The following is a 10,481-nucleotide window of genomic DNA, read 5'->3' as shown; positions in this document are numbered from 1 at the left end:
GTCATGCGCTCGATCACCGGGCCGAGGCTGACCATGGCCACCAACCGGGCGAGGGCGCGGTCGTGCGCGTCGCGGTCCTTCGCCTCGTAGGCGTTGCGGATGTCGACGGCGGCATGTTGCGGGCTCATGGCGTGCTCGGCTTCAGGGTGAGCGCGTCGTAGTCGGCCTCGCACTTGAGGCCGCGGGCGCGGGCTTCGGTGGCTTCTGCAGCAAAGCCTCGAGCGATTTCTCCGCACTGGCCGAGGGCGTCTCCGATCGCGGCAGCTGCCTCGCGGATGCAGGCAATGGCGGAATCGCCGCTGCGGGCGCCGCAGCCGGCGGCGTCGAGGTACGTTGCGGCGCGGAGCTGCAGGCTGTCAGCAGCAGCACGGGCGCGATCAGCGTCAGCGCGAGCCACAGCCAGAAGTCGGTCTTGTTCACGTTGGTTTTCCTCCTGCCGGTTGAGCCGGCGCAGGGTCTCTCGGGCCGATGCCTCGGCGTCCGCGATGCGCTGGGCCTGCGCCTGGGCTCGGTCCTCATCCCACAGCTCCTGCACGCGCGCGGCGCCGGCTCGGTCGCCTTCCTTGAAGCCTTCCTTGCGCACGCCATCGATCCACCCGTGGATGGCGGCCACCAGCGCAGCGGCCGCGGCGATCAGCACGAGCACGATGGCGATGCGGATCACCCACTTCGTCATTGCTCGTGGCCCCCGATGTCCGCGGCTTCCTCGTGGCTCTTGCCCATCAGCCACGCGGCGAGGCCAAGGCACAGGCCGATCACGACCATGACCACGATCAGGGGCCACGCGCTCATGCGAAGACTTCCCGCGTGAGGTCGGCTAGCTGCTGCACGTGGGCCAGCCCGATCGTCCCGCCGTTCACCCGCTTGCGCAGGCGCACCTGGTCGGACAGCATCGAGTCGGGGATCCGGTCCTCCCACCACGCAATCGCGGCGATGAGGCCGTAGCGCTTCTCGAGGATCAGGTGCGGCAGGACAAGGAGGTCCTGCCCGATGAGGTCGCCGACGTGGGCGTAGCCCGCCCGGCCGGTCAGCATGATCGGGCAGCGGCCGCGGAAGTCGTAGCCGTCGTTCGGCTCGGTGTTGCCCATGCGGCCGCCGTAGACGGCGTTCGCCAGCTTGCGCGGGTTGCCCGCGTACATGCTGGCCAAGTCGTAGCTGGGGAAGCGGCTCGGCCACACCGCCATCAGCCGCTCGGCGGAGTACGACAGCCGCTCTTCGAGCAGCGTGAGCATCGTGCATTCGTGCAGGATCTGCGGAAGCCAGTCCACCAGGTCGGCCTCGCCCGCGCTGAACTTCTCGGGTTGCACCTCGTCGGCGAAGGCGTCGCGCCAGTCGAGCGCCGTCATGGGCTTGCATCCGAGCTTGCGCAGGATGCCCTCCCACTCGGTTGCGCTGATGCTCACGTGGTCGGCCCCTTGCGGCATGCCGTGGGCGCCGCCGCCGGCTTCTCCATGAGTTCCACCATCTTCTCGAAGAACCACAGCGGCATGGCGACGCACTGCGTGTTGCACCTGAGCTCGTCGCCCGCGGCCATCACGCGGATGGGTGACGTCACCTCCGTGGTCTGCGCCCGCGCCTCGCTGATAACCGAAAACAGGCCGAAGTTGATCAGCACCACAAAGGCGAAGACGCCCACGCCCGACATGGGAACGACGTTGCGGCCTTGGAACTGCTCCGGCGGTCGACCTCCCGCCCAATACTTCGCGGTCACGATCTGGACCAGCGCGACCGCGGCGAGCAGCGCGATCCAGACCCATAGCGGCGTCGTCCACGGTGCCCACGTCGCCTCGTTGGGCATCAGGATCGGAAGGACAGGCGCGCCGAGCACCAGACCGGCGGCAAGACCCTCGAAGACGATCGCCCATCGCACCTCTCGGTGCGTGTCCTGGTCGGTCTTCACGACGCGGCACAGGCAGGTCCACATCAGCAGGCCCGCCAGCGCGGCCTGCACCAGAAGTTCGAAGGTCGTTGCACTCATTTCCCGCCACCTCTACGAGCAGCCGCGGCATTGAGGAAGGCGCCCAACGCCGCGGCGAGCGCGTCGAACGCCTTTCGGATGAAGTCGACGACGAGGTTGCGACCCACGCCGAGGATGAAAGCGACGGGCACGAACGCGATGTTTCCGGGGACGTCGGTGAATCGATGCACGAGGTACACGAGCGGGCCCGTCAGCAGCAGCGCCAGGACCACGCCTCCGACCACGAACCTGATGCCGGCCATGCGCGTGCCGGCATCCTGAGCACTGAGCGCGAGCGCGGCGCCGAAGCAGGCGGCGAAGACGAGCAGCGCGTACGGGCCGATGACGGGCCCCAAGAACGCGACGGCGAGCGCCAGCAGGGAAAACGAGACGGGCCCGGGTTCGGTCATAAGCGCTACCTCCCCGGCTGCGGCCGAAGTAAAAAAGCCCGCCAGGCGTGAACCCGGCGGGCAACGGATGGCGGAAGCACAGGCCTCTACCCAAGATTCAGGAGCGCACGCCCTTCGGGCCTTACGTGGTCGACGGCCGCGCGGGGCGACCTACCATGCAGGGGTGCGATTCGCCGTTCGGTCGGCTGCCGGTTGCTGCATCACTCGCTTGCCCGGCCTGCGCGAGACGGGGGACTCACATCGACGCGGCCGCGAAGCCTGCCGAATCCCGGGCGAGCTCCGGGCCGAAATGTGGAATTCATGGCGACGGCGGCGGGGATCGAACCCGCGACCTCTCGGCGCTGACCCCCAACCCTTGCGGCCGGGACGCCGGTTGCTCTACCGGCCGAGCTACGCCGCCGTGGGAATCGTCTGACAGCAAAAAGCCCCGGTTTGTACGCCGAGGCTTCTGTCGAGGTGGGCTGCGGTCGCGTTTCTATCTCACCACGCCGCAACCTGCCCGGGTCGATTCTGTCACAGGAATGGCGCTGGGCGCAAGACGGCGCCTACAGCCCCATCAATTCGGTCCTACATACGCGAGCCCGAAGCCCGCGACGTACCCGCCAGGCCTGATACGAAGAACGTAGGCGGCATCGAGGACATCCCGTGGAAGTCGCCAGAGGACGTCGCCAGGCATCACGATCTTGCGCACCGGCATGAGGATGCCGCTGCCCACGGCGGCGGGCGCGACACCAGCGGCCAGGATGCCGGCGAGGAAGGAGCGGCGGGTGGTCATGGCTCAGTCCACCGCGGTCCAGTACGGCGGGCGGATCAGCACCTCGCGCCGGTCGGGGCTGATCGTGATGTCGCCGGCATTGAGGTCATCGCCTCGGCCGCCGAAGTTGCCGTCGGCGAAGTTGATTTCGGCGTCGTCCGGGACGTCCGCCAGCAGCTTGTGCAGGTCTTCGACTTTCATGGCTCAGAACGCCTGCGCCTGTCAGACTGGGAAAGCAGGTGCCGCAGCTGGCGAGTCACCCGCATGTGCTCGTTCCCGCGGTCACCGAACCGCTCCGTCTTGACCGGCCCCGCCCACAGGATCGCCTTGCCGTCGAACGCATACGTCTCCCCGCCGGACGCGCGCTGCATCGGGTCCCACGGGTCGATGGGGTCGGGGTGCGCGGTGAGCCGGCCCTTCACCTGGCGCTGGAGATCGATCAGCGGCTCGCCGAGGGCGCGCTCGATCGCAACCTGCAACTCGGCGTCGAGCTGCGCGGCGAGTTCGCGGGCGCCTTCGCGCATGGCTTCCTTGAGCGGGATCTTCAGCGACGCCTCGCGCGCCACGGCCTCATCGAGTGCGCTGTCGTTCGCCGCACCGTCGACAACGACCGGCGCCGGCTGCCCAAACGTGTGCGCGGCGCCCAGGGCCATGCGCTCGAGGCGGTCCATCATCAGCGCGGCCTTCACGCTGGAATCGATCAGCGTTCGTTTCATCGGGCTCCCCCTTCGCGCGTGCGCCGAAAACCGATGACCGAATATTCTCGGCGGCGCCCATAGTCGGAGAAGTCGACCAGCTTCACGCGCGGGCCGCTTGGATGCCGAGGAAATACCTCGACAACCTCGTAAGCGACCCAGTGGCCTCGCCGGTTCTTGATGTGTACCTTCGTCCCCAGCGTGCGCTCGCACGCGCGCCGATGTTGCCGTGCTTGCCTTGCGTTCATTTCAGCAGGTTCCTCTTGTGCAACTCGGTGGCCAGCAGGTTCCTCGCCTCCTGGATCAGAATCTCGCGCTCTTCCCGGTCGACCGGCAGGCGCGGCGAGTCCCATATCACCCGGCCGATGTGCAGGTTGCGCGCGTTGAACACGAGCGCGGTGTGCCAGCGCTGCGGCTCGTCCTTCACGGCGTTCACCGCTTCGTCGAGATTCCTCGTGCGGATCCACTCCGCCTTTTCCTCGTCGGCGCCGTTGGCCCAGTCCATGTAGCCCGGCGTCTGGTAGTCCCCAGCCACCGTGCTGGAGCGGCGGTGCCCCTGCTTGCGGCCGTAGGTGTAGTTTCGGAAGTGCTCGAACCACTCGATGAGGCGGGCGTCGATGACGCCCTCGAGGTCGGCCTGCTTCACGGGGTACGGGGTTTGCGGTGCGTTCATGCGCGTTCCTTCTTCATGCCCTTCCAGACCGACAGCATGTCGACCTCGGCTTCGGCCCACTGCCGGAGCGAACTCTTTCGCAGAATCGTTTCGTACAGATCGACGGCGATCAGCACCGCGTTGCGCTCGGGCTCGAGCAGCGGCCCGCCCTCGGGTCCGGCGGCATCCTCGAAGCGCAGGAGGGCGGCGCTACCCTGCTCCAGCACGCCCATCGCGGCCTTGCTGTTGCCGATCTTCTTGCAGCGCAGCCATGCGAGATTGACGGCCAGGCCGACGCCGCCGAGGTCGTTGCCGTCGCCGACGCCGTCGAGCAGGCGCTGCAGGGCGCAGCGCACCGGCTCGATGAGCGCCCAGGCCTGCGGGCCCGTCATCTGACGGGACATGATCACCGGCCCCAGGCCGAAGGTTCCGCGGATCGTCATAGGTTCGGCCACTCCTTCGGAGGCATGCTCGCGTTGAGGTGTTCCAGCGCGCGGCGCGCGGCGCGGCGGAAGCGTTCCGGCTCGGATGGGTCGGTGGAGATCACGCGCCATGCCATGACCTGTCGGGAGTGGGCGGCCATGAAGGCGGATTCCTTCTGCGCCTTCGTCGGTCCGTTGTGGCCGATCGGCTGGTCGAGCCACCGGATATGACACGCCTCGCACGCCCACACGCTGAAGCAGTCGTCGGCGCGCCTGCCTTTGGCCTTGCCACCGTGCGCCGAGAAGTTGCTGTGCGCGGCGACGGTGGTGTCCGTGCGGTGGGAGCACATGCCGGGCACCAGCATGAGGCAGGGGCGATCCTTCGCCATTGCGAGCAGCGCGGCGTCGCGGTAGGGCTTCGACTTCGGGACCGGCATCGCGACGCCCACGGGTCCGCCCATCACGCCGTGGTGCAGCCGGTTCGCGGGCGGCGTCTGCCGGCCGATGCGCTCGTGGCGATCCGCGCGCTCTCGGTCTCTGCGCTCCTGGTACTCGCGGGAGGCTCGGGTCATCATGGCGACGCCTCCGCAGCGCTTGCAAATAGCGCAAGATGCTCTATTATTTGGCGACAAACTACCGGGACAGACAGATGACTTTCGCCGAACTCCTCGCACCGCTGCAGCAAGCCACACTCGCCGCTCGCAAGCGCACCGCCGACGCGGCGATCGGAACCCGCGTGGAAGCCGGCCGCTTCCAAGTCGTGCGCGTCACATACCCTGACGGGAAGAACGGCCATGTCGAACCGCTGAGCGGATGGCTCACCATGCCGAAGGCGGTCGATCACTTGAACTCGCTGTGAGCGGCCGGCAATCTCAGGCCGTTGCGCTTGCGGTACGGCTGGTGCGCGACCGAGGGTACACGGTGACGGCCGCAGCGAAGCATCACGGTCTTGCTGTTTCGTCCGTTCGTCGTGCGCTTCGGGCAGCTGGCGTTGAACCGCTGCGCCGAGGTCGGCCGAAGCCAGAGAGCACTTGAGGTTCACGGCGTCCTCTCCATCACGAAGATCCCCGCGCGCCGAGCGAGCTCCGCAAAAGCGAATCCAGCGCACGCCGGAACGACTCCGTTGCCAACGCACTTGAGGCGTGCGGCTCGGCAATCGTCCATGTCGAAGGCCAGCCCATCAACCACGCTCCGAAAAGAGGGTTCAAGCGCAGGGGCGAGGTGCGAGTGGTCGGCGAGGATGGCAGGCCATCTGGGATCGGCGGGGCCTGGAGCGAAGAGAAACGGTGCTCCACGAAGTTCTGCAGTTGCTCGCCCTTCGTCCCGCCGCCTCGGTCCTCGTAGCTCTCCGCATTCGGGCTGCGGTAGTCCCTCGATGCTGGTGTCGGCCAGTTCCTCGCCATGTCGTAGAGGCCTGGATTCGGTCCCTGCTCCTGCCTCTGCGCCGAGCCCGAGTCGCCCGCGCGTGTCGTCGCCCTCGGCGTCGGCCACTGCTGCGAGGCTTCCTTCAGGTCCGCACCGACATTGCCGCGCTCGTCCCGGTTGCTGTTCGCGCCACCGTTGGAACTCGTCGGTGTCGGCCAACTCGCAGCCAACGAGCTCAGGTCGTCCGAGAGCATCCCCGCCGAGTTCACCGAGCCGCGCGCTACCTTGTTCTTCCACGCATCCGATTCCGGGTGCGTAGGCGCCCGCCTCGGATCGCCGTCCCGCTGGCTCGGCGTCGGCCACGGTGCTTGCCGGGCAGTCGCCTGCCCGGCAAGCGTCAGGCGCTCCTTGCCCTTCACCCCGCCGTCGCGGGTGTATTCCTGGTCCGTGGCTGTCTTCGCTTTCGGCGTCATCCACATGCGGGTCTGGTTCTCCAGACCGACCTGCGCCTTTGTGCCGTCCGCTCGCGTGCCCTTGCGCGCAATCGTCTCCGCGTCCAACTTGCGGCCACCGTTCGGAACGTCCGGCGTCATCCAGCCGTCGCCACGCGAGGCAGAACCATCGTTCCCGCCCATGCGAGGCGCCCACGTCGGACGCTGAAAGAGTGAGCCATTCCGCATTCCACCCGCGGTCGGCCAGTTCTCCCAGGACTCGGGCGGCCGCTCGCTCTTCGAGAGCGCCTTCGGCTTCGTCCACAACGGAGGCGGTGGCAGTAGCGATGCCAGCGACGTTCTCCAGAGCGAGGCACCACGCACCGCAAGCGTCGGCGGCGTCGAGGATGTCGAAGAACAGGCCGGAGCGGCTCCCATCGAGCCCAGCGCGCGCGCCGGCGACGGAGAGGTCTTGGCAGGGGAATCCCGCAATGATTGCGTCCACCACGCCACGAAATCGGCCGTAGGGCACGGCTCGAAGATCGCCGAGCCATACAGGCGCTGCATGAAGGCTTCCTTCTTCCATGCGCGCCGCCAAGACTGCGGCTGGGTAAGCTTCCCGCTCAGCGTGCATGACGACGCGCACGTCGACGCCCAGGTATCGAAGTCCGGCTGCAACTCCCTCACCGAGCATGCCGACGCCTGCGCAAAGCTCGATTGCATTGAGGACGGGACGATCCACATTACCGCCCTTTCTTCTTCGCCGCCTTCTTCGCGGCAGGTTGTTTCGGTGCTGGTGCCGCCTCTTCGCGCTTCGCTTGGCGCGCGCTCTTGCGCTCGGCCTTCTCGGCTTCTGCTTCGAGCGAACGCAATGCCTGCATGACCGGGCTCGGCGGGGCGACGGGGCGGCCGGAGAAGGTCACGCTACTTGTCCACCTTGAGGCAGAGGTAGCGGTATTCCTTTGCGCTGCCGCCGACGAGCTTTTCGCCCTTGCGTCCCTCGCGCTCGCAGACCTCCTGCGACGCCACGGGGACCGTGAGCATTGCGACGGAATCGCCTTTCGCCAGCATGCCGGCGTAGACGTACATCACGAGAATCCAGGCCATGGCTCAGACCTCCACCCGCGCGGCGTGCAACTTCTCGCGCAGCGCGTAGCCCATGAGCGGCCATACCTTGTTGATGGCGTTCTCGCGCGCGATGCGACGTCCGATGTCCCGGTCATAGTTCTCCGGGCTCGCGCAGGCGCTCTCGCCGGTGACGGTGAAGCCGTTCTTCAGCACGAGCACGCAGAACGTCAGCAGGCGAAGCGGCGACGCCGCGCCCACAGGCGGCTGCTCGCTGTGCGGCGTGCCGGCCTGGGCCGCACCTTCCGCACCTTCGGCGGCGGTGAAGTACCACCAACTCTCGATGTTGGCCTCGATGTCGGCGGGCGTGACGCGCGGCGCCGTCTTGCCTGCGGCCACGATTGCGGCCTCGATGCCGCGGTCGGTGCTGTCCGGGGATGCGATGTGGTTCATGGATTGCCTTTCAGGTTGTGCGGGCTGTGCCGCGGGTTGGGGGATGTCGAATGCGAGGAATCCGACCAGGGCGGTGCGCGGCTTCGGCCGGTGCGTCACGACGATGGCCGCGCCGAGCTTCACGGGGCGCAGCCTCTGCACCGTCAGGCGCAGGATTTCCAGTTCGCGCGCGGTGATGGCGTCTTGGAGGTTCACTGCACTTCCCCGAGCCCGAGGTACTCCCGCCACGGCACCTTGCGGCCGTCGACCTCGAAGCCCCACGTGCCCTGCTTCTTCCACGTGATGAACAGCGTCATGACCCCGCTGGGCGAAACGCGGCTGATGCGGTGGTACTGCCCGAAGAGCAGCGGCCCGGTGTAGCCCGCGTCGCGGCGGAAGACGTCGCGCTCTTCGCCGGACTTCATGACGCGCAGACCGATCCAGCCTCGCCGCAGCGGCGTGCTCGATGGCCGCTCTTCCTCGTACCAGCCGTCGATCACGACGGTGCGCGCATTCCAGGGGTGATCGTGGAGGTGGCGGTCGGTGTCGGGTCGGCGGATGTAGTGGATACGCACCGACGGCAGCGCGCGCATCAACTTCGAGCGGGTGTCCTCTCCATCCATGGGCGGGTACGGATTGAAGAGCCACCAGCGCTTCATGTAGAGCGTCTTGTCGGGGCCAATGATGTCGCTGTACGGCGTGCGCCACGAACGGCGGATGAGCCAGTTTGAGACGCGCGGGCGCGAGACGATGCGCGCCACCAGGCGCCAGAGCAGTTCCTTCATGGTGTCTCCTGTTGATCGTTCGGGTTGCGCAGCACGAGCTCCACCATTTCGGCGCGCTGCGCGGAGTTGATGGCGGGCCAGAAGGTGCGCTGGATCGCGGGCGTGTGCAGCAGGTCGACGAGCCGGCGGTTGAACTTGCGCATGCGCGCTTCGCTGCACTCGTCGAAGCTGGTCGAGGCCGGCGTCGGCTTCCCGTTCTTCCAGTCGACGTGCCAGCACTTCACCTTCAAGAAATCGTGGAGCGCGTCTTCGTTCGCGAATCCCTCGACGTTCGCCAGCAGGTTCGCGAGGATGCAGCGGTGCCGGCGGTGGAAGGGACCATCGCGCGATTCGGAGCGGTACAGCTGCGTGCATTCGCCGGGCTCGGCGCGTTCGAGATCGCGCCAGAGCCGCCGCCATTCGCGGTCGTGATCGCGGTCGGCGCCGGTAACGTACTGAGTGACGAGCCGGCGCAGAACATCGCGGTCGGCATCCGGGATCGCGCGCAGGTCGACGCGCGGGCAGATGAGGATGGGGCTTGCGGTGGTCACGACTTCGGCTCCTCCGCTTCGATCAAGATGCGCGACCACGCATCGCGCTATGCAGATTCCTCGTTCGCGCCACTGCCGATGATTGCGTCGGCGTTGCGCCGCTTTCCATCCGCCCGCCCGCGGCGGATATGCACGGTGCTGACGAAGAGCGGGCTCTTCTGGCTGTACGCCAGCGGCTCGATCATCACGACCGCATCGCGCGCGCTGACGCCGATGGGTTCGCCGTGGACGTTGACGTAGGGAGTGGTCACGGCCTCGGCTCCCATCCCAGCAGCCGCTCCTTCGCGAGCCGGGCGCGCTTTCGCACCGCCATGCTTGCCTCTGCCACCAGGGACGCGATGAACACCGCATTGCGCTCGCACGCGGCAGCGCAGGCCTTCTCGGTGTCGTAACCGAAGAGGTCGCGCTCGTGAACCGAAGGCGCGATCGCCTTGGCGCGCCGCGCGCACACGGGTCCCATCCCCGTTTCCGAGGCGTGGCGCAGCGGCCGGCGGCAACGAACGCACACGATCACAGTGCGAGCCCTCCCTGCGGTTCGTCCTTGACGGCACGCGAGATCCGCACGACGACACAGGCCTCGACGCCCTCTTCCGGCTCCATGACTTCGCCGCTGTCCCTCCAGACCTGCTTGTCGTCTTCGAAGACGATGCCCTTCATGGCGTCGAGCAGGACCTTGCGGCAGTTGTCGATGTCCAGGCGCTGTACCGTGTCGGCCCACCACAGCGGATCCTTCCGCGCCCGCTTCTTCCAGTCCTGCGGGCAGTGCGGGCGGAGTTGGATGTCGACGCGCACGCGGCCAGGAATCGTGGCACGCACACCCGCGGCGCGAAGCATCCACCCGACCGTCTCCCGGTACTTCCGCGCTTCGTGCGTCACGAACGTCTGCACGATCGGAGCGCGCGGCTTCGGCAGAAGCACGACGCGGCTACCCCAATAGGCATTGGCGCTCACCGGATATGGAAGCGTGGCAGTGACGGCCGCGA

General features: G+C 67.5%; 21 protein-coding genes and 1 tRNA gene. 2 read left to right on the top strand and 20 right to left on the bottom strand.

The features are described from left to right. Positions 1-124 precede the first annotated feature (124 nt). The 11 genes from AB7E83_RS24890 to AB7E83_RS24840 all read right to left on the bottom strand — a co-directional run bounded on the left by AB7E83_RS24890 (position 125) and on the right by AB7E83_RS24840 (position 5,462). Positions 125-676: a DUF2514 family protein gene (locus AB7E83_RS24890; protein WP_428573608.1), complete on the bottom strand. Its 552-nt coding sequence runs from the start codon at positions 674-676 to the stop codon at positions 125-127. 112 nt (positions 677-788) lie between these two features. Further along, positions 789-1,403 (bottom strand): hypothetical protein, encoded by a 615-nt coding sequence (locus tag AB7E83_RS24885; protein WP_428573606.1) that lies wholly within the window; start codon positions 1,401-1,403, stop codon positions 789-791. After that, positions 1,400-1,978 carry a hypothetical protein gene (locus tag AB7E83_RS24880; RefSeq protein ID WP_428573604.1) on the bottom strand — a complete coding sequence of 193 codons (579 nt, stop codon included), beginning with the start codon at positions 1,976-1,978 and terminating at the stop codon, positions 1,400-1,402. The genes AB7E83_RS24885 and AB7E83_RS24880 overlap by 4 nt, the downstream gene beginning before the upstream one ends. Then, positions 1,975-2,367, bottom strand: a complete 393-nt coding sequence (locus AB7E83_RS24875) for a hypothetical protein (RefSeq protein ID WP_428573602.1) — start codon at positions 2,365-2,367, stop codon at positions 1,975-1,977. Before AB7E83_RS24875 ends, AB7E83_RS24880 begins: the two co-directional genes overlap by 4 nt. Positions 2,368-2,668: 301 nt before the next feature. Continuing rightward, positions 2,669-2,767 (bottom strand) — tRNA-OTHER (locus AB7E83_RS24870). A gap of 156 nt (positions 2,768-2,923) precedes the next feature. Then, a complete protein-coding gene (locus AB7E83_RS24865; RefSeq protein WP_428573600.1) occupies positions 2,924-3,142 on the bottom strand; it encodes a twin-arginine translocation signal domain-containing protein in 219 nt (72 codons plus the stop codon). Positions 3,143-3,145: 3 nt separating this feature from the next. Then, the gene (locus AB7E83_RS24860) at positions 3,146-3,322 is read right to left on the bottom strand and encodes a hypothetical protein (protein WP_428573598.1); all 177 of its coding nucleotides are present in this window, start codon (positions 3,320-3,322) and stop codon (positions 3,146-3,148) included. Further along, on the bottom strand, positions 3,319-3,837 hold the full coding sequence (locus AB7E83_RS24855; RefSeq protein ID WP_428573596.1) for a hypothetical protein: 519 nt from the start codon (positions 3,835-3,837) through the stop codon (positions 3,319-3,321). The genes AB7E83_RS24860 and AB7E83_RS24855 overlap by 4 nt, the downstream gene beginning before the upstream one ends. 223 nt (positions 3,838-4,060) lie before the next feature. Next, entirely contained in the window at positions 4,061-4,489 is a 429-nt protein-coding gene (locus tag AB7E83_RS24850; RefSeq protein ID WP_428573594.1) for a hypothetical protein, read from the bottom strand. Continuing rightward, on the bottom strand, positions 4,486-4,911 hold the full coding sequence (locus tag AB7E83_RS24845; RefSeq protein ID WP_428573592.1) for a hypothetical protein: 426 nt from the start codon (positions 4,909-4,911) through the stop codon (positions 4,486-4,488). Before AB7E83_RS24845 ends, AB7E83_RS24850 begins: the two co-directional genes overlap by 4 nt. Further along, on the bottom strand, positions 4,908-5,462 hold the full coding sequence (locus AB7E83_RS24840) for a nuclease domain-containing protein (RefSeq protein WP_428573590.1): 555 nt from the start codon (positions 5,460-5,462) through the stop codon (positions 4,908-4,910). Before AB7E83_RS24840 ends, AB7E83_RS24845 begins: the two co-directional genes overlap by 4 nt. 77 nt (positions 5,463-5,539) lie before the next feature. Between AB7E83_RS24840 and AB7E83_RS24835 the strand changes: the two genes are divergently transcribed. Then, positions 5,540-5,749: a hypothetical protein gene (locus AB7E83_RS24835; protein ID WP_428573588.1), complete on the top strand. Its 210-nt coding sequence runs from the start codon at positions 5,540-5,542 to the stop codon at positions 5,747-5,749. After that, positions 5,704-5,925 (top strand): helix-turn-helix domain-containing protein, encoded by a 222-nt coding sequence (locus tag AB7E83_RS24830; RefSeq protein ID WP_428573586.1) that lies wholly within the window; start codon positions 5,704-5,706, stop codon positions 5,923-5,925. The genes AB7E83_RS24835 and AB7E83_RS24830 overlap by 46 nt, the downstream gene beginning before the upstream one ends. 3 nt (positions 5,926-5,928) lie before the next feature. Here the strand turns inward: AB7E83_RS24830 and AB7E83_RS24825 are convergent, their stop codons facing one another. The 9 genes from AB7E83_RS24825 to AB7E83_RS24785 are packed head-to-tail and all read right to left on the bottom strand — an operon-like array spanning position 5,929 to position 10,449. Next, positions 5,929-7,380: a DNA cytosine methyltransferase gene (locus AB7E83_RS24825; RefSeq protein ID WP_428573610.1), complete on the bottom strand. Its 1,452-nt coding sequence runs from the start codon at positions 7,378-7,380 to the stop codon at positions 5,929-5,931. A gap of 49 nt (positions 7,381-7,429) precedes the next feature. Next, positions 7,430-7,609: a hypothetical protein gene (locus AB7E83_RS24820; RefSeq protein ID WP_428573584.1), complete on the bottom strand. Its 180-nt coding sequence runs from the start codon at positions 7,607-7,609 to the stop codon at positions 7,430-7,432. A gap of 1 nt (position 7,610) precedes the next feature. Beyond that, positions 7,611-7,793 (bottom strand): hypothetical protein, encoded by a 183-nt coding sequence (locus AB7E83_RS24815; protein ID WP_428573582.1) that lies wholly within the window; start codon positions 7,791-7,793, stop codon positions 7,611-7,613. A 3-nt stretch (positions 7,794-7,796) separates the two neighbouring features. Next, on the bottom strand, positions 7,797-8,399 hold the full coding sequence (locus AB7E83_RS24810) for a Gp49 family protein (RefSeq protein ID WP_428573580.1): 603 nt from the start codon (positions 8,397-8,399) through the stop codon (positions 7,797-7,799). Further along, on the bottom strand, positions 8,396-8,968 hold the full coding sequence (locus tag AB7E83_RS24805; RefSeq protein WP_428573578.1) for a hypothetical protein: 573 nt from the start codon (positions 8,966-8,968) through the stop codon (positions 8,396-8,398). The genes AB7E83_RS24810 and AB7E83_RS24805 overlap by 4 nt, the downstream gene beginning before the upstream one ends. Further along, the gene (locus AB7E83_RS24800; RefSeq protein WP_428573576.1) at positions 8,965-9,498 is read right to left on the bottom strand and encodes a hypothetical protein; all 534 of its coding nucleotides are present in this window, start codon (positions 9,496-9,498) and stop codon (positions 8,965-8,967) included. Before AB7E83_RS24800 ends, AB7E83_RS24805 begins: the two co-directional genes overlap by 4 nt. Before the next feature lie 47 nt (positions 9,499-9,545). Beyond that, complete coding sequence (locus AB7E83_RS24795) at positions 9,546-9,749, bottom strand: hypothetical protein (RefSeq protein WP_428573574.1); 204 nt, start codon at positions 9,747-9,749, stop codon at positions 9,546-9,548. Then, positions 9,746-9,958, bottom strand: a complete 213-nt coding sequence (locus AB7E83_RS24790; RefSeq protein ID WP_428573572.1) for a hypothetical protein — start codon at positions 9,956-9,958, stop codon at positions 9,746-9,748. The genes AB7E83_RS24795 and AB7E83_RS24790 overlap by 4 nt, the downstream gene beginning before the upstream one ends. Positions 9,959-10,008: 50 nt before the next feature. Further along, the gene (locus AB7E83_RS24785) at positions 10,009-10,449 is read right to left on the bottom strand and encodes a RusA family crossover junction endodeoxyribonuclease (RefSeq protein WP_428573570.1); all 441 of its coding nucleotides are present in this window, start codon (positions 10,447-10,449) and stop codon (positions 10,009-10,011) included. Between the last annotated feature and the right edge of the window lie 32 nt (positions 10,450-10,481).

This window comes from Ramlibacter sp., from assembly GCF_050250995.1.
Taxonomy (GTDB): Bacteria; Pseudomonadota; Gammaproteobacteria; order Burkholderiales; family Burkholderiaceae_C; genus Ramlibacter.
This window is presented reverse-complemented; position numbering and strand designations above follow the sequence as displayed.

Bases quoted from the DNA above. Each gene is read 5' to 3' on its own strand.
- AB7E83_RS24855 (WP_428573596.1), bottom strand. From the start codon at position 3,837: ATGAAACGAACGCTGATCGATTCCAGCGTGAAGGCCGCGCTGATGATG.
- AB7E83_RS24880 (WP_428573604.1), bottom strand. From the start codon at position 1,978: ATGAGTGCAACGACCTTCGAACTTCTGGTGCAGGCCGCGCTGGCGGGC.
- AB7E83_RS24860 (WP_428573598.1), bottom strand. From the start codon at position 3,322: ATGAAAGTCGAAGACCTGCACAAGCTGCTGGCGGACGTCCCGGACGAC.
- AB7E83_RS24845 (WP_428573592.1), bottom strand. From the start codon at position 4,911: ATGACGATCCGCGGAACCTTCGGCCTGGGGCCGGTGATCATGTCCCGT.
- AB7E83_RS24875 (WP_428573602.1), bottom strand. From the start codon at position 2,367: ATGACCGAACCCGGGCCCGTCTCGTTTTCCCTGCTGGCGCTCGCCGTC.
- AB7E83_RS24835 (WP_428573588.1), top strand. From the start codon at position 5,540: ATGACTTTCGCCGAACTCCTCGCACCGCTGCAGCAAGCCACACTCGCC.
- AB7E83_RS24850 (WP_428573594.1), bottom strand. From the start codon at position 4,489: ATGAACGCACCGCAAACCCCGTACCCCGTGAAGCAGGCCGACCTCGAG.
- AB7E83_RS24825 (WP_428573610.1), bottom strand. From the start codon at position 7,380: ATGCTCGGTGAGGGAGTTGCAGCCGGACTTCGATACCTGGGCGTCGAC.
- AB7E83_RS24840 (WP_428573590.1), bottom strand. From the start codon at position 5,462: ATGACCCGAGCCTCCCGCGAGTACCAGGAGCGCAGAGACCGAGAGCGC.
- AB7E83_RS24805 (WP_428573578.1), bottom strand. From the start codon at position 8,968: ATGAAGGAACTGCTCTGGCGCCTGGTGGCGCGCATCGTCTCGCGCCCG.
- AB7E83_RS24865 (WP_428573600.1), bottom strand. From the start codon at position 3,142: ATGACCACCCGCCGCTCCTTCCTCGCCGGCATCCTGGCCGCTGGTGTC.
- AB7E83_RS24815 (WP_428573582.1), bottom strand. From the start codon at position 7,793: ATGGCCTGGATTCTCGTGATGTACGTCTACGCCGGCATGCTGGCGAAA.
- AB7E83_RS24830 (WP_428573586.1), top strand. From the start codon at position 5,704: ATGGCTCACCATGCCGAAGGCGGTCGATCACTTGAACTCGCTGTGAGC.
- AB7E83_RS24890 (WP_428573608.1), bottom strand. From the start codon at position 676: ATGACGAAGTGGGTGATCCGCATCGCCATCGTGCTCGTGCTGATCGCC.
- AB7E83_RS24790 (WP_428573572.1), bottom strand. From the start codon at position 9,958: ATGGGACCCGTGTGCGCGCGGCGCGCCAAGGCGATCGCGCCTTCGGTT.